General features: G+C 68.3%; 18 protein-coding genes and 1 pseudogene. 18 read left to right on the forward strand and 1 reads right to left on the reverse strand.

The annotated features are described in order from the left end of the window. The first annotated feature begins 19 nt into the window (after positions 1-19). The 12 genes and pseudogenes from ACFQGU_RS15280 to ACFQGU_RS15335 all read left to right on the forward strand — a co-directional run bounded on the left by ACFQGU_RS15280 (position 20) and on the right by ACFQGU_RS15335 (position 9822). Entirely contained in the window at positions 20-136 is a 117-nt protein-coding gene (locus ACFQGU_RS15280; RefSeq protein ID WP_386768459.1) for a hypothetical protein, read from the forward strand. A 324-nt stretch (positions 137-460) separates the two neighbouring features. After that, the gene (locus ACFQGU_RS15285; protein ID WP_386768355.1) at positions 461-2086 is read left to right on the forward strand and encodes a flavin-containing monooxygenase; all 1626 of its coding nucleotides are present in this window, start codon (positions 461-463) and stop codon (positions 2084-2086) included. 201 nt (positions 2087-2287) lie between these two features. Next, positions 2288-3310: a thiolase C-terminal domain-containing protein gene (locus ACFQGU_RS15290; RefSeq protein WP_386768357.1), complete on the forward strand. Its 1023-nt coding sequence runs from the start codon at positions 2288-2290 to the stop codon at positions 3308-3310. Then, a pseudogene (locus ACFQGU_RS15295) lies at positions 3310-3447 on the forward strand (zinc ribbon domain-containing protein); the annotation flags it as partial. The gene ACFQGU_RS15290 and the pseudogene ACFQGU_RS15295, both read left to right, overlap by 1 nt. 24 nt (positions 3448-3471) lie before the next feature. After that, positions 3472-3732 carry a Zn-ribbon domain-containing OB-fold protein gene (locus tag ACFQGU_RS15300; protein WP_386768461.1) on the forward strand — a complete coding sequence of 87 codons (261 nt, stop codon included), beginning with the start codon at positions 3472-3474 and terminating at the stop codon, positions 3730-3732. 55 nt (positions 3733-3787) lie between these two features. Next, entirely contained in the window at positions 3788-4642 is an 855-nt protein-coding gene (locus ACFQGU_RS15305; protein ID WP_386768463.1) for a TIGR03619 family F420-dependent LLM class oxidoreductase, read from the forward strand. 28 nt (positions 4643-4670) lie between these two features. Then, on the forward strand, positions 4671-5411 hold the full coding sequence (locus tag ACFQGU_RS15310; protein ID WP_386768359.1) for an SDR family NAD(P)-dependent oxidoreductase: 741 nt from the start codon (positions 4671-4673) through the stop codon (positions 5409-5411). A 57-nt stretch (positions 5412-5468) separates the two neighbouring features. Further along, positions 5469-7031 (forward strand): AMP-binding protein, encoded by a 1563-nt coding sequence (locus ACFQGU_RS15315; RefSeq protein ID WP_386768361.1) that lies wholly within the window; start codon positions 5469-5471, stop codon positions 7029-7031. A 61-nt stretch (positions 7032-7092) separates the two neighbouring features. Further along, entirely contained in the window at positions 7093-7986 is an 894-nt protein-coding gene (locus ACFQGU_RS15320) for a cyclase family protein (protein WP_386768363.1), read from the forward strand. A gap of 43 nt (positions 7987-8029) precedes the next feature. After that, positions 8030-8608, forward strand: coding sequence for a nuclear transport factor 2 family protein (locus tag ACFQGU_RS15325; protein ID WP_386768365.1), 579 nt, complete (start codon positions 8030-8032; stop codon positions 8606-8608). Positions 8609-8636: 28 nt separating this feature from the next. After that, a complete protein-coding gene (locus ACFQGU_RS15330; RefSeq protein WP_386768367.1) occupies positions 8637-9491 on the forward strand; it encodes an SDR family NAD(P)-dependent oxidoreductase in 855 nt (284 codons plus the stop codon). A gap of 16 nt (positions 9492-9507) precedes the next feature. Beyond that, positions 9508-9822, forward strand: a complete 315-nt coding sequence (locus tag ACFQGU_RS15335) for a hypothetical protein (protein WP_386768369.1) — start codon at positions 9508-9510, stop codon at positions 9820-9822. A 169-nt stretch (positions 9823-9991) separates the two neighbouring features. Here the strand turns inward: ACFQGU_RS15335 and ACFQGU_RS15340 are convergent, their stop codons facing one another. After that, the gene (locus ACFQGU_RS15340; RefSeq protein WP_386768371.1) at positions 9992-10285 is read right to left on the reverse strand and encodes a hypothetical protein; all 294 of its coding nucleotides are present in this window, start codon (positions 10283-10285) and stop codon (positions 9992-9994) included. A 129-nt stretch (positions 10286-10414) separates the two neighbouring features. On the opposite strand from ACFQGU_RS15340, the gene ACFQGU_RS15345 reads away from it, so the two are divergent. The 6 genes from ACFQGU_RS15345 (at position 10415) to ACFQGU_RS15370 (ending at position 15151) form a co-directional block, all read left to right on the forward strand. After that, the gene (locus ACFQGU_RS15345; RefSeq protein ID WP_386768373.1) at positions 10415-11362 is read left to right on the forward strand and encodes an NADP-dependent oxidoreductase; all 948 of its coding nucleotides are present in this window, start codon (positions 10415-10417) and stop codon (positions 11360-11362) included. Positions 11363-11444: 82 nt separating this feature from the next. Next, positions 11445-12215 carry a CoA transferase subunit A gene (locus ACFQGU_RS15350; protein WP_386768375.1) on the forward strand — a complete coding sequence of 257 codons (771 nt, stop codon included), beginning with the start codon at positions 11445-11447 and terminating at the stop codon, positions 12213-12215. A gap of 128 nt (positions 12216-12343) precedes the next feature. Then, positions 12344-12994, forward strand: coding sequence for a CoA transferase subunit B (locus ACFQGU_RS15355; protein ID WP_386768377.1), 651 nt, complete (start codon positions 12344-12346; stop codon positions 12992-12994). Beyond that, a complete protein-coding gene (locus ACFQGU_RS15360) occupies positions 12991-13476 on the forward strand; it encodes a MaoC family dehydratase (RefSeq protein ID WP_386768379.1) in 486 nt (161 codons plus the stop codon). The genes ACFQGU_RS15355 and ACFQGU_RS15360 overlap by 4 nt, the downstream gene beginning before the upstream one ends. Next, the gene (locus ACFQGU_RS15365; RefSeq protein ID WP_386768381.1) at positions 13473-14300 is read left to right on the forward strand and encodes an HpcH/HpaI aldolase/citrate lyase family protein; all 828 of its coding nucleotides are present in this window, start codon (positions 13473-13475) and stop codon (positions 14298-14300) included. The genes ACFQGU_RS15360 and ACFQGU_RS15365 overlap by 4 nt, the downstream gene beginning before the upstream one ends. Next, a complete protein-coding gene (locus ACFQGU_RS15370; RefSeq protein ID WP_386768383.1) occupies positions 14297-15151 on the forward strand; it encodes an SDR family oxidoreductase in 855 nt (284 codons plus the stop codon). The genes ACFQGU_RS15365 and ACFQGU_RS15370 overlap by 4 nt, the downstream gene beginning before the upstream one ends. The last annotated feature ends 16 nt before the right edge of the window (positions 15152-15167 follow it).

Here is a 15167-nt window from a genome sequence, read left to right on the forward strand (position 1 = left end):
GCCGTTGACGCTGCTGCTGTTGAACCTGCTCAACTGGACGATCTTCTGGTACCGGCCGGAGATGTCGTTGTCGGGCGACCAGATCGCCGACCGGATGGTCGACCTGTTCCTCAACGGCGCGGCAGCACCGGAATGACCAGCAGCCCAGTTGTGGCACTGGCACACGCACTTCGGTTGCGCTGGAACCGTTCCCGCGCCCGGGGACCCCGCGGATCCGCCAGCCGACCGGTGCGGTCGGTCGGGCGCTTGGTTGACAAGAGCCGTAGCGGCCAATACGTTCCGGCAGTAAGGCGGCCCCACCCGCGCTCGTCCGGCGCCCTGATCTCCGACGATCGGGACGGCGGCACGGTCGAGGCGTGCCGACGGCACTGAGCCAGGCTCTCCCGACCCCAAGATCCGCGACACACCTCTATCCCCGCACCAACGGCCCCGGCACCGGCCCGCACCCGAAGGATCCGCCATGACGACACAGCCCACGCAGTCCACCGACTACGACGCCATCGTCATCGGTGCCGGTCCCGTCGGTCTCTACCAGCTCCACCTGCTGAGGGAACGAGGACTCTCAGTCAGAACCCTGGAGGCAGGCAGCGGTGTGGGCGGAGCCTGGTACTGGAACCGTTATCCCGGAGCGCGGTTGGACTCGGAGAGCTACACCTATCAGTACTTCTTCAATCAGGAGCTGCTCGACGAGTGGAGCTGGAGCGAGGAGTTCGTCACTCAGCCCGAGCTCGAGCGCTACTACAACTTCGTGGCCGACAAGCTGGACCTGCGGCCCTCGATCGACTTCGACACCCGTGTCGTGTCCACGGTGTTCGACGAATCTACCCACCGGTGGACCCTCGCAACCGAGGACGGGCGTGCCTACACCGCCAAATACGTTGTCGCAGCCACCGGAATCCTCTCGGTCCCCTACACCCCGGCGATCGAGGGGCTCGACAGCTTCCAGGGTCGGATGCTGCACACCGCAGTCTGGCCGCACGAGCCGCAATCGTTCGACGGCCGGCGCGTCGCTGTCATCGGAACGGGATCAACCGGGATCCAGATCATCCAGGCGCTGGGGCCCGTCGTGGGCGAGTTGACCGTCTTCCAGCGATCAGCGAACTGGGCGACGCCCCTGAACAACTCCCCGATCAGTGCCGAGCGGATGGCCGAGCTCCGTGCCGCCTACCCGGATATCCGCGACCGTACGCAGTCGACCTCGCAGTGCTTCAACATCGAGAGCTTGACAGAAGGCGCGCTCGACGTCTCGGAGGAGGAGCGACGGGCTCACTTCGAGAAGCTCTGGAACATGCCTGGATTGGTCTTCCTGACGCACAACTTCGCGGACGTCATGATCAACGAAGAGGCCAACGACACCGTCGTCGCCTACCTCACCGAGAAGATCAAGCAGCGCGTGAACGACCCTGAGGTCGCACGCAAGCTCATCCCGGACCACCGTTTCGGTCAGAAGCGTCCGCCCCTCGAGGTGGGCTACTACGAGGTGTTCAACCAGGACAACGTCGAGCTCGTGAACCTGGGTGAAGAGGCGATCTTGCGCGTCACCGCGACCGGTATCCAGACCACCGAGCGCCACCTCGAGTTCGACGACATCATTCTCGCCACCGGTTTCGATGCCCTGGCGGGATCGTTCAACAAGCTGGGCATCGTCGGTTCAGGCGGCGTCGCGCTGGAGGACTGGTGGAGCGACGGGCCGCGCACCTACCTCGGGCTGACTGTCCACCACTTCCCGAACCTGTTCATGGTGGGCCCGCAGGGAGTGGGCGGGAACTTCCCCGCAAGCGCGAAGGGCCCCGTCGACTGGATCACCCAGACGATCGCGGACGCCGAGAGCGACGGTGTCGCGCGAATCGAGGCCACCCACTCGGCGGAGCAGGAGTGGGTCGACATGATCAACGCCACGCTGCAGATCACCGTTCTCAAGGATGCGCAGTCGTGGATCACCGGTCACAACATCCCGGGCAAGGTGAAGACGAACTTCACCGCGTACCTCATGCCCATGTTCATGTACAAGGACAAGCTCGCGAGCGTCCGTGCGAACGGGTACGAGGGGTTCGACCGCCAGGCCTCTGCAGATGCTCCGTCCTGACATGAGTGAGATCGCCACCAACCAGTCGACCGCATACCTCCCGGAAGGCAGTAGGACGTGACCCGGGCAGCCATAGTCGGGATCGGACAGACGGAGTTCACCGACGGCAGCGACCCGCGCTCGGGCCTCGAGCTCGCGGCCGAGGCGATCATCGCGGCGGCGGACGACGCCGGGATCCCCGTCTCCGACATCGACGGGATCGTGAAGTACACGCTGGACCCCTCGGCCTCCCTGGAGATGCTTTCTGCGAACCTCGGCCTGAAGGAGATGAGCTTCTTCGCGGAGACGCCGATCGGTGGCGGGGCCAACTGCACCACGATGCAGCTCGCGGCAATGGCGGTCGAGGCGGGATACGCCCAGTACGTGGTCGGTTTCCGTGCCTTCACCTCCGTCGACTACGGCGAGGGTCTTCGTCGCAACCCCGCATGGCTCTGGGCGAGCGAGGTCGGAGTGAAGGAGGTCGCCCGTATCCACGGGTTCGGTGCGATCTCGCAGAGCTTCGCCCTTCAGGCGACGAGGCACATGTACGAGTTCGGGACGACGGAGGCGCAGTTCGGCTCGCTCATCCAGTCGGCCACGACGTACTCGGCGAACAATCCGAACGCCCTGCGCAAGAAGCGCATCACGGTCGACGAGTACCTCCAGACGCCGTTCGTGACGTCGCCGCTCCGCGACCTCGACATCTTCCAGCCGAGTTCCGGTGCCTGTGCCGTCATCGTGAGCACTCAGGAGCGTGCGCGTGATCTCCGGCAGAAGCCGGTGCGCATCCTTGAGGCCGTTTCCGGGTCCGCGGACAAGGTGCCTCCCTACTGGGAGCTGTGGCCGCTGCGCCGCGGCGACATCACCAACGGAGCGCCTCTGACAATCGCCCCGAAACTGTACGGCCGGGCAGGGATATCGCCCGCAGACGTGGACGTCGCCGAGCTGTACGACTGCTTCAGCTTCACGGTCATGATGGCGCTCGAGGCCTATGGCTTCTGTGAGTACGGCGGCAGTGGTGCGTTCATCGAGGCGGGCAACATCGCCATCGACGGTGCGATCCCGGTGAACACTCACGGCGGGCACCTGGCAGAGGCATACATCCACGGCTACAACCACATCGTGGAAGCCGTGCGTCAGATTCGTGGCACCTCGTACAACCAGGTCGAGGATGCCGAGATCGCGCTGGTTACCGGCGGCCCGGGCTTCGCCTCGAGCGCCATGCTGCTGTCGAAGGACTCATGATGCGAACCAGCCTGACGCCGCGCGTCCATCCCGAGTTCGAGGGGTTCTGGGAGGGCTGCCGGGTCGGCGAACTCCGCGTCCAGCAGTGCACGGACTGCCAGGAGGTGCGATTCCCACCGCAACCGCTCTGCCCCGCGTGCCAGTCCCGGAGGCGTCAGTGGGTGCCCGTCGCCGGGACGGGGACGGTGTACACGTTCAGCATCAACACCGGCCAGGGCGCCGCCGGCGCCATCCTCCCGGGGGAGCACGGCTTTCCCTACGCCGTCGCTGTCATCGAGCTCGACAGCGGTCCTCGGATGTACTCCGACTTCGACACCGTCGACCTTCCGCGGCTGAAGATCGGCGCTCGGGTCCAGGTTGTGTTCGAGGACATCGGCGGAGGCATGGTCGGACCCAACTTCGTTCTGACGGACCCCTCGTGAGCCGGCCTCATCGGGCGGCACGCGGTACGGCGATCCGCCCATGAAGATCGGTGTGATGGCCCTGTGCACCGACGAGTCGGTGTCGGTCCCCGAGCTTGCGACCAGTGCGGAAAGCCGGGGGTTCCACTCCCTGTATCTGGGTGAGCACACTCACCAGCCGGTGGCGATGGCCTCCCAGTACCCCATGGGGACGCCGCCGACGGGCATGCGGCGGATGGTCGACCCGCTCATCGCCTTGGCGGCCGCTGCGACAGTCACCACGACGATCGAGCTGGGGACTGCCGTAATGCTTCCCGCCCAGCACGATGCGCTCGTGTGCGCCAAGCAGGTCGCCACCCTGGACTTCATCTCCCGGGGTCGCGTCGTCCTCGGCGTCGGCTTCGGCTGGAACGACGAAGAGATGATGAATCACGGCGTCAATCCCAAGCGCCGGCGGGCGGCCCTGCGCGAGCACATGCTGGCGATGGAGGCGTTGTGGCGGGAGGAGTCCGCCGCTGCTGAGGGCGAGCGCGTCTCGTTCAGCGAGGCCTGGCAGTGGCCGAAGCCCTGGATGCGCGAACGACCGACGGTCCTGATGGGTGCCGCCCCTGGCCCCAACACCTACCAGCACATCGCTGAGTACTGCGACGGCTGGATGCCCGTTGCGGGCTCCGACCTCCCCCGCCAGCTCCCGCTCCTGCGCCGGGCGTTCGAGGACGCCGGCCGTGATCCGGACTCGTTGGAGGTCTGCGTCCTCGGCTGCCCGCCGGTGCCGAAGGCACTCGACAGGTACGCATCCCTCGGGGTGCAGCGGGTCATCTTCCCGCTCCCGATCCTGGAGCGAGGCAAGACCATCGACACCGTGAGCCGCGACGACGCTGAGCGGGCGATGGACCAGCTGCAGGAACTACTCACGCACGTGTCGCCCTGACGGGCTTCGAGCGGAAGGTGGGCACATCATGACGGACAAGGTGGCGATCGTCTCGGGTGCGAGCGGTGGCATCGGTGAAGCATGCGCGAGGGCGCTGCTGCGGAGCGGGGCCAGAGTCATGCTGGCCGACGTCACCGAGGCCGCCGGGCGGGCCGTCGCGGCCGAGTACGGGGAGGCGGCGCTCTTCATGCCCCTCGACGTCTCATCCGAGTCCGGCTGGGAAGAGGTGTGGTCTGCGGCGCGCGAGGCGTTCGGAGCGCCCACGATGCTCGTCAACGCAGCGGGCATCATCCGACGCGGCCCGATGCTCGAGGTCAGCGCTGAGGAGTTCATGGCCGTCACATCGGTCAACCAGCTGGGGACGTTCCTCGGGCTCAAGGTGGCAGGGCGCAAGATGGGTGCTTCCGGGGGCGGCTCCATCGTGAACATCGGCTCGATCGCGGCGGTCAAAGGGCTTGCGGGCTCCTTCGCCTACGGCGCCTCCAAGTGGGCGGTCCGCGGCATGACGTTCGCGGCAGCGAATGAGCTCGGCCCGTTGGGCATCCGTGTCAACTGCGTCAACCCGGGGCCGATCAGGACCGCGATGACAGCTCACTACGACGAGCGCATGTTCGCCGGGGCACCGCTTCGACGGATGGGAGACCCCGCGGAGGTCGCCGAGGTGGTGCTCTTCCTCCTGTCCGAGGGTGCCAGCTTTGTCACCGGCACCGAGCTGATGGTCGACGGCGGTGTGTCCGTCCCGGCAGCGGTGCTTCCCCCGCCGAGCTAGAGGTACGTCGACTCCGCATCCAGCCACAACCAGCACGCGATTCGGAAGACGAGGGACATGGCCATTCGAGTGCAGGGCAAGTACGAGGCGCTGATCCGGGAACGGGCGGCGACTGATGCCCACGACGTGTGGCTCAAGTTCCGTGACGAGACCTACTCGTGGAGCGACGTCCTTTCCGCGATGTCCCGAGTCGCCAACGGCCTGCTCGAGTTGGGCGTCCGGCCCGGGGACCGCGTCATGATCGTGATGAGCAACCGACCGGAGTTTCTCTGGTCGCACCTCGGGATCATCATGATCGGGGCCCATTCGGTCCCGGTCAGCACGCAGCAGCGGGGCGAGACCCTCCGGCACATGATCGTCGACTCCAGGGCGAAAGCGATCCTCGTCGAGGGGGACTACCTCCCCCATGTGCTCGCAGCCTCTCAAGGTGTCGAGACGCTTCAGCACATCGTCGGACTGGGCACGGCTCCGAGCCATGCCGCGCCCGTGACCTTTGAGCGACTCTTCGCCTCTCCCGACACCGAGCCCGACGTAGACCTTTCCGACGCGCCGGGCGGCAGTGGCTTGATCTACACGTCCGGGACGACGGGCCCGCCGAAGGGAGTCGTCGCGACCGCGTACGACTTCGGGCCGATGGAGTTGGTGCTGCGCGCCTCGGGCGTGCAGCCGGGCGAGACCATGTACGCCGCTACGCCTCTGTACCACGGCAACGCGCTCCTGGTGCAGGCCATGGGCTCGATCACGGTGGGAGCGAAGTTCGCCCTCGGGGAGCGCTTCAGCGCCTCGCGGTGGTGGGACGAGATCAGGCGCTACGACGCGGTCGAGTTCAACGCGGTAGGTGCGATGATCCCCATCCTCCTTAAGCAGCCTGCGCGATCCGACGATGCGGACAACCCGGTGAGGGCCCTGCTGTCCATGGCCTGCCCTGCCGATTCGTGGCGAGAGTTCGAGCGTCGCTTCGGGGTCCGCATCATCGAGACCTACGGCATGGTGGACGCGGTCGGCAGCCTCCTCAACGACGTCGGGAAGGTCGGCTCGGTGGGCAAGCCGGTTCCGGGCGTCGAGTACCGCATCGTCGATGACGAGGACCGGGCCCTGGGTCCGGGCGAGGTCGGCGAGATCACCTTCAGACACGCCAAGGGTCAGATGACCGACTACGAGAACAGGCCTGAGGAGACGGCGCACGCCTATCGCGGCGGCTGGTTTCACTCGGGTGATCTGGGTGAGTACGACGAGGACGGCTTCTACTACTACCGAGGCCGCAAGAAGGAGTCGATGCGTCGACGGGGGGTCAACGTCTCGGCATGGGAGATCGAGTCCGTCCTCATCAGCCACCCGGACGTTCTTGAGGTGGCCGCCCACGCGGTCCCCTCACCGCTGGGTGAGGACGACATCAAGGTGGTCATCCGTCCCGTCGACGCCTCGACCCTCACGCCCGAGGACGTGCTCCGCTTCTGCGAAGGGCGAATGGCGTACCAGGCCATCCCCCGGTACGTGGAGTTCGTCGAGGAGGTCCCGAAGACCCCGACCCAGAGGCCGATGTACGGCGTGCTCAAGGAGCGGGGCCTGACGCCGGCCACCTGGGACCGCGAGGCAGCCGGGTTCGAGGTCCGACGATGAGCCGGCCGACCCTGATTCCCGTGCGTTCGCAGCCGTCCATCAACCGAGAGCAGGAGCAGTCATGACTACCTCGACCACAGGAAACTGGGGACGCTGGGGCGCCGACGACGAGCGGGGCGCCCTCAACCATCTCAGTGCCGAGACAGTGCTCGCCGCGGCCCAAAGCATCCGTACTGGCCGCGTCTACCAGCTCGGCACTGTCCTCCATCGCGAGGGACTGCCGACCCTCGCGCATCGCGGTGTCCCTCGCCGTTTCACTCTCCTGAACCACTCGGACCGCGGGTGGTTCGAGGGCATCGGGGCGCCCCCTGAGCTCGGCTGGTCCGAAGACGTGATCATGCTGGCGACCCACTCGGGGACGCATCTGGACGCGCTGTGCCACGTCGACCATGGCGGCGAGATGTACAACGGCTACCCCAAGGAGGGCTTCACCTCCCTCGACGGCGCAGCCAAGTGCGGGATCGAGAAGACCGGAGCGTTCGCCGCGCGGGGAGTCCTCGTGGACGTCGCAGCCCACAAGGGCGTGCCGCTCCTGCCGCCCGTCGCCATCACGCTCGAGGACTTCCTCGAGACGCTCGAGGCGCAGGGCAGCGATGTCAGACCCGGTGACGTCGTAGCCGTGCGCACCGGTTGGCTCGAGCACTGCCTCGCCAGCGGCGGCGAGCTCGAGTTCGAGCAGCCGGGAATCGGTCTGGACGTGGCCCGGTGGCTGGCCGAGCACGACGTGACCGCGGTAGGGGCGGACAACAGCAGTGTCGAGGTGATGCCGTGGGACGGCGACGAGTTCCTGGGCACACACCTCGAGCTGCTTGTCCGCCACGGCATCTACCTGATGGAGCACCTGTGGTTGCAGGAGCTGTCACAGGATCGGCGCTACGACTTCCTCTTTTGCGTGTCACCGCTGCTCGTCAAGGGTGCGACCGGGAGCCCGGTCAATCCCATCGCGATCGGCTGATCCGAACCCCCGACGATCTGAACCCCAACAAGGAGCGCGGCACATGAGCAACGACAGCGCAATCGACGAGCTGCTCGCCAAGGAGCAGATTCGCTACCAGATGGCGGTGTACGCCCGCGGCATCGACCGCCGTGACGAGGAGCTCCTCAAGCAGGTGTACCACGAGGACTCGTTCGACGATCACGGCTACGGGCTCCAGGCCTCAGGCCACGTCTTCGCCACCCTCGTCCGCCGCGATGGCAACGGATTCCCGAACGAGTGGACCCAGACCGGGCACGTGCTGGGGCAGCACCTCATCGAGGTTGACGGGGATAGCGCCAGGAGCGAGGTGTACTTCAACTCTGTGCAGATCTCCGAGCACGAGGGTGAGCAGATCTTCCTGTACGCCGCTGGGCGCTACATCGACGAGTGGGAGCGCCGCAACGACGGCATCTTCCGCATCGCCAAGCGTCAGGTGATCTACGACTACGGACGCACCGACACCGTGTCGACGCCGTGGCCCGGCCCGGACCCGCAGGTACCGAAGATGTTCTGGGGAGGTCCCACGATCGACGGCTCGGCCACGGCCTTCGGCACCGGTGGCCCGGACGACCCCAGCTACCGCGTCTTCCCGCAGGGATGAGCCGCCAGGCTCGGGGGAGGTCACGATCATGAGCGGTCAGCTCGACGGCAAGGTGGCGATCGTCACCGGCGGCGCGAGCGGCATCGGCGAGGGCACCGTAGAGCTGTTCGTCGAGCATGGTGCCCAGGTGGTGATCGCCGACGTCTCCGCCGATGCGGGCAAGGCCCTGGCCGCCCGCCTCGGCGACGCGGCTCACTTCGTCCGGACCGACGTGACGGAGTCCGACCAGGTCGAGGCTGCGGTCGCGGCCGCGGTCGAGCGGTTCGGTCGACTCGACGTGATGTACAACAACGCGGCGTCGGGGGGCGACACGTCGTCGCTCCTCGACCTGTCGCCCGAAGGTCTGGACTCCACGCTGCGTCTCGTGGTGGCCTCGGTCGTGTACGGGCACCGCTTCGCAGCGAAGCAGTTCATCGCGCAGGGCACGCCGGGGTCGATCATCACCACCGCCAGCGGTGCGTCCTTCGCGGGAGGGTGGTCCGCTGCGGCGTACACGATCGGCAAGCATGCGGTGGTCGGAGTCGTCCGGCAGGCGGCGTACGAGCTGGGGCAGTACGGCATCCGCAGCAACGCTGTCGCACCCGGCATGACCATGACGCCGATCATGGTGAAGTACTTCGGCCTCCCGGACGAGCTCGCACCGGAGTTCATTGACTACGTCGCCGACGCGCTGAAGGACCAGCAGCCGCTGGGCCGCGTGGGTCGGCCCAGGGATATCGCCCAGGCCGCGCTGTTCCTCGCGAGTGACTCATCCGCCTTCATGACGGGGACTGTGATCCCCGTTGACGGCGGCATGGTCGCCGTCACCCAGAGCACCCTCATCCCGAGCCTGGCGGCTGCGGCCGGCTCGTTCGCAGACGAGCACGGCATCACTCGAGCCTGACCCCCCGGAGGACCTGATGGCAGCCCGCCCGCACGACATAGTCGACCTCTACCTGGCCCCGGTGGCGTTGGGCGTGGACGAGCGCCTGGCCGAACTCGCACGGCTGTCCCAGGCGGAGCTGTTCGTCCAGGTGTCCCTGAGCACCGACCGTGAGCCGGTCAGCACCGAGGAACGGCGCCGGGGACTTCTCCTGACCGTCACGCACCTGCTCGAGTTGCACGACTGGGAACCGGCCTGGGATGAGGGAGGTCGCGGGCTGCGACTCTCGCACGGTGGGCATTCGCTCACGCTCGGCATCACGCCCAACCTGCGCGAGTTCCTCGAGACCTAGCCGGCGGTAAGCGGCGTCATGAACCGGCGGGCGCTGATCGGGCTTTCGCCTGCAGCGTCGCCGGACCACTCAGTGCGCTGGCGAGCGGTAGCGACAATCTCAGCACAGCGTCGACTCGACATCGATGGACTCGACGCACTCCGGGCATCGCGTCCGCTCGGACCTACGATCACGCCTTACCCCGGCCGAAGAGCCGGTCCAAGACTCCGGGGGATTCGACGCCCCCGCCGACCCCGTCGAGCACGGCCCGGCAGTAGCGCGCCAGCCTGTCGGCCTCGCCCTGCTCGCGCCCTTCCGTGGCTGCAGCGAGCGCTTCTGCCACCGGAAGCAGGTCACGGATGGGGCGCTCGTTGCTTTCAAGCAGCGCCTGGTTGACAGCCTGCCATGCAGTGCGGAGGGCCGCGGAGGTCTTGCCGTCGGCCAGCTGCGCTCGGGCACGCTCCACCAACGACTGCGCGTTCATGCGCGACCTCCCTCGTCCGCTGTTGGCGTCGTTCCGGCGACGTCGTCGTCCACGCGCGTCACCGTAGCCGGAGCAGTTCGGGAGAGTGCACCGATGCAGGCTGGGACCGGTCGCCGCTAGCCTCGGTCCGTGCGCGCGGTCGGCCTGACGACGTTCGGTGGCCCAGACGTGCTGCGACTGCTCGACCTCCCGGAGCCCGTGCCCGGCCCCGGGGAGGTGCGCATCCGAGTCCAGGCGGCGGCGGTGACGCCCAGCGACACGCTCATCCGGGCAGGGCTGCTGGCACATCGGCTCGCGGACGAGGGCGTCGAGCCTCCGTACATCCCCGGCTGGGATGCGGCGGGGGTTGTGGACGCCGTCGGGCCAGGCGGGGACGGCCGGCTCTCGGTAGGGGACGCAGTCGTTGCGTTCGTTCGTCCGATCCATCCCTGCAAGGGCTCGTACGCCGACCTGATCGTTCGTCCGGCAGCATCGGTGGTCAGGGCCCCGTCCGGATCGGCCCACGAGGCATCGACGCTGATCGTGAACGGCGTGACCGCCCACCTCGCGCTCGGTCTGCTCGCGCTCGAGCCCGGTCAGACGCTGGGGGTGACTGGTGCAGCGGGAGCGTTCGGCGGCTTCGTCGTCCAGCTCGCGGCGCATCGTGGGCTCGTGGTCGTCGCCGATGCAGCACCGGGCGATGTCGAGCTGGTTCGGCGCCTGGGCGCCCACCATGTGGTAGCCCGTGGACCCGCGGTGTCCGGGGCAATGAGAGCGGTAGCGCCCGACGGCGTCGACGGGCTCGTGGACGCCGCCCTGCAGAACGAGCTCGTGCTCGGGGCGGTCGTCGACGAGGGACGCGTGGTCTCGTCCCGTGGCTGGACGGGACCGGCTCCGCGGGGCATCGAGGTCCGGCCCGTCTCGGCGACCCCATCGTCGGAGGACACGGCGCTGCTGACCTCGCTCGTCGACCTCGCCGACGCCGGGGTCCTCTCACTGCGCGTCGCGGACGTCCTGCCGCTCGTGTCGGCCGCCGCGGCGCACCGCCGGCTCGAGGCAGGCGGGGTGCGCGGACGCCTCGTCCTCGACCTGGCCTGAATGGCAGGCGCCGTGGTCACCGGGGCGCGCAACGGGTATTGTCTACCGGGCGACCGACAGACTCGGGATGAGAGGCGCACACGTGACGCTCGACAAGGTCGTCGGCTCGGCTGCCGACGCCGTCGCGGACATCCCGAGCGGTGCGACGCTCGCGGTCGGTGGCTTCGGTCTGAACGGGATCCCGTCGGTGCTCATCGGTGCACTGCTCGCCGGTGGGGCGTCGGACCTGCGGGTGGTGTCGAACAACTGCGGGGTGGACGACTGGGGGCTCGGACTCCTCCTGACCGCCAGGCGGATCAGCCGCACCACGTCGTCCTATGTGGGGGAGAACAAGGAGTTCGAGCGGCAGTACCTGCACGGCGAGCTCGAGGTCGAGCTGATCCCGCAGGGCACGCTCGCCGAGCGGCTTCGTGCGGGTGGGTCGGGGATCCCGGCGTTCTTCACCCCGGCTGGTGTGGGCACGCAGGTGGCCGAGGGTGGGATGCCGTGGCGGTACGCCGCGGACGGGTCCATCGCGGTGCCGTCGCCGGCGAAGGAGACGCGGGTGTTCGACGGCCGCGAGTACGTGCTGGAGCGGGGGATCGTGACGGACTTCGCGCTGGTGCGGGCGTCGGTGGGGGATCGGCAGGGGAACCTGGTGTTCGACAAGGCGACCCGCAACTTCAACCCGTTGGCGGCGATGGCCGGGCGGGTCACGATCGCGGAGGTCGAGCGCCTCGTCGAGCCGGGCGAGATCGACCCGGCGCAGGTGCACCTGCCGGGGGTGTTCGTGCAGCGCGTCGTCGCCCTCACCCCGGAGCAGGCCGCCGACAAGCGCATCGAGCGCCGCACAGTCAGCGACGGGGCGCTATGAACCGCAGCCGATTGCACGAACCGGAATCACCGGTCGACGTGGAGGAGATCGAGATCGCCGAGTGGATCCACAGAGTTCAGCAGTGGCGATACGCCTTGGTCGAAGCCGACACGAAGGAGGCCTGAGCCATGGCTCTGACCCGTGACGAGCTCGCCGCCCGCGTGGCGACGGAGCTGCGCGACGGCCAGTACGTGAACCTGGGCATCGGCCTGCCGACCCTGGTGCCCCAGCACATGCCGGCGGGGGTGACGGTGGTCCTGCAGTCCGAGAACGGCATCCTCGGCACCGGTCCGTACCCGAGCGACGACCAGGTCGACGCCGATCTGATCAACGCGGGCAAGGAGACCGTCACGGTCTTGCCGGGCGCGTCGTTCTTCGATTCCGCCACCAGCTTCGGGATGATCCGCGGCGGCCACATCGACGCCGCGATCCTCGGCGCGATGCAGGTCTCCGCGGCCGGCGACATCGCGAACTGGATGATCCCGGGGAAGATGGTCAAGGGCATGGGTGGCGCGATGGACCTGGTCCACGGCGCCAAGCGGGTGATCGTGATGATGGAGCACGTCGCCAAGGACGGCACCCACAAGATCGTCGACGAATGCACCCTGCCGCTGACCGGCAAGGGTGTGGTGGACCGGATCATCACCGACCTCGCCGTCATCGACGTGACCCCCGACGGCCTCGTGCTGGTCGAGACCGCACCCGGCGTCAGCGGCGACGAGGTCCACGCCGCGACCGGGCCGACGCTGATCGTGGCGCTGAGCGGGGTGGCGTCGTGACCTCCGACGAGCCGCGTCGGGTGCTGCAGCGGGGGCTGTGGTTCGAGGAGATGGAGGTCGGCACCATCTACGACCATCGGCCGGGGCGGACGGTGACCGAGGCCGACAACGTGCTGTTCACGACGTTGACGATGAACACGCAGCCGCTGCACCTGGACCAGGCCGCCAGCGAGCAGCTGCCCCCCTTCCACGACCGGCTGGTCAACTCGATGTTCACGCTCTCCACGCTGGTCGGCCTGTCGGTCGCCCAGCTGACGCAGGGGACGATCGTGGCCAACCTCGGGTTCTCCGACATCGCGTTCCCGCACCCGGTGCGTCACGGCGACACGATCTACGCCGAGACCCTCGTGCTCGACAAGCGTGAGTCCTCCAGCCGGCCGGGTGAGGGGGTGGTGACCTTCGAGCACACCGCCCGCAACCAGCACGGCGACGTCGTGGCCACCGCGACCCGCAAGACCCTCGTCAGGATGGCGCCGGCATGAGCTGGAACCCCGGGCCCGCGTGGCTGTTCTGCCCCGCCGACCGACCCGACCGCTACCTCAAGGCCCTGGCCGTAGCCGACGTCGTCATCCTCGACCTTGAGGACGCCGTCGCCCCCACCCACAAGCCGGCCGCCCGCCACACGGTGAAGTCCCTGGCAGAGGCCGGGACACTCGATCTCGAGCGCACGGTCGTGCGCGTGAACGGCGCCTCGACTCCCGACCACCCGCGCGACGTCGAGGTGCTGCGCGCGGCTGGTGTCCGCGTCGTGATGGTGGCGAAGTGCGAGGGTCCCGGCGACCTGTCGGCGCTCAGGGACCTGAAGCTCATCCCACTGCTCGAGTCCGTCCACGGCATCACGCGGGCGGGGGAGATCGCCTCGGCCGCCGGCGTTGCCGCCGTCATGTGGGGGGCGGACGACCTCGTCGCCGACCTGGGCGGCTCGTCCAGTCGGCATGGCGACGGCGGCTATCGCGACGTCGCCCGCCATGCGCGCAGCGTCTCGCTCCTCGCCGCGAAGGCGGCCGGACACCTCGCGATCGATGCGGTGTTCATGGACATCCCGGATCTCGACGGCCTCCGCAGCCAGTGCGAGGACGCCGTGGCGGTGGGATTCGACGTCACCGTCGCCATCCACCCCTCGCAGGTGCCGGTCATCCGCGCTGCCTTCGCGCCGACTCCGCAGGAGATCGAGCAGGCGCGTCGCCTGCTCGAGGCCTCGGCCGGCGGCGGAGTGACCACGTTCGACGGACGCATGGTCGACGGCCCGATCATCAAGCAGGCAGAACGAGTGCTCATTCGAGCAGAATCCGAGGGACGACTATGACAGCCACGAAGCCCAGCAGTTCCGAGGAGACCGCGGCCACGCCGGTCGAGCCGACGAGCCCCCAGTCGCTCGCGGTCCTCGCCGACGGCTCCCTGTCTGGTCGGACCGCGCTGGTGACCGGAGGAGGAAGCGGGATCGGACGGGCGAGCGCGCTGCTCATGGCGAGGCTCGGTGCGCGGGTCCTGGTCGTCGGGCGCAACGCGGAGTCACTCGAGGAAACGGCGCGCAGGGCGTCCGTCGCCGGTTACACCGGAGCCGTGTCGCTCATGGCCAGCGACATCCGCGAGCCGGAGAACGTCGATGCGGTCCTGGACGCCGTGGCGGCCGACCTCGGTCGCCTCGACATCCTCGTCAACAATGCCGGCGGCCAGTTCGTGTCGGCTGCGGAGTCGCTGTCGTACAAGGGGTTCCGGGCCGTGACGCGGCTCAACCTCGACGCCACCTGGTACCTCACCGTGCGCGCGGCCGAGCGCTTCATGCTCCCGGCTGGCTACGGGAAGGTCATCAGCATCGTCATGTCGCCCCAGCGGGGCATCCCCGGTATGGCGCACTCGTCGGCCGCACGGTCGGCGATCGAGTCGCTCATGCGAACGCTGGCGGTCGAGTGGGGGCCACGCGGCGTCCGGACCGTGGCGATCGCGCCGGGCTTCGTGCACACCGAGGCGTTGACCCGGTACGGCGTGGACATCGCCGGCCTGGCTCGGACCGCTCCGCTCCGCCGGGTCGAGTCGGCCGACGAGGTCGCGGCCCTGATCGCGTTCGTCGCGTCCGTGGCGGGCGACTACATCACCGGAACGACTCTGGTGGCCGACGGCGGCCTGAACACCGCAGCGCCAGGCGCCGTCGACTGATCCCAGCGCCACCGCC

This window comes from Longivirga aurantiaca (assembly GCF_042660085.1).
GTDB classification, from domain to species: domain Bacteria; phylum Actinomycetota; class Actinomycetes; order S36-B12; family CAIYMF01; genus Longivirga; species Longivirga aurantiaca.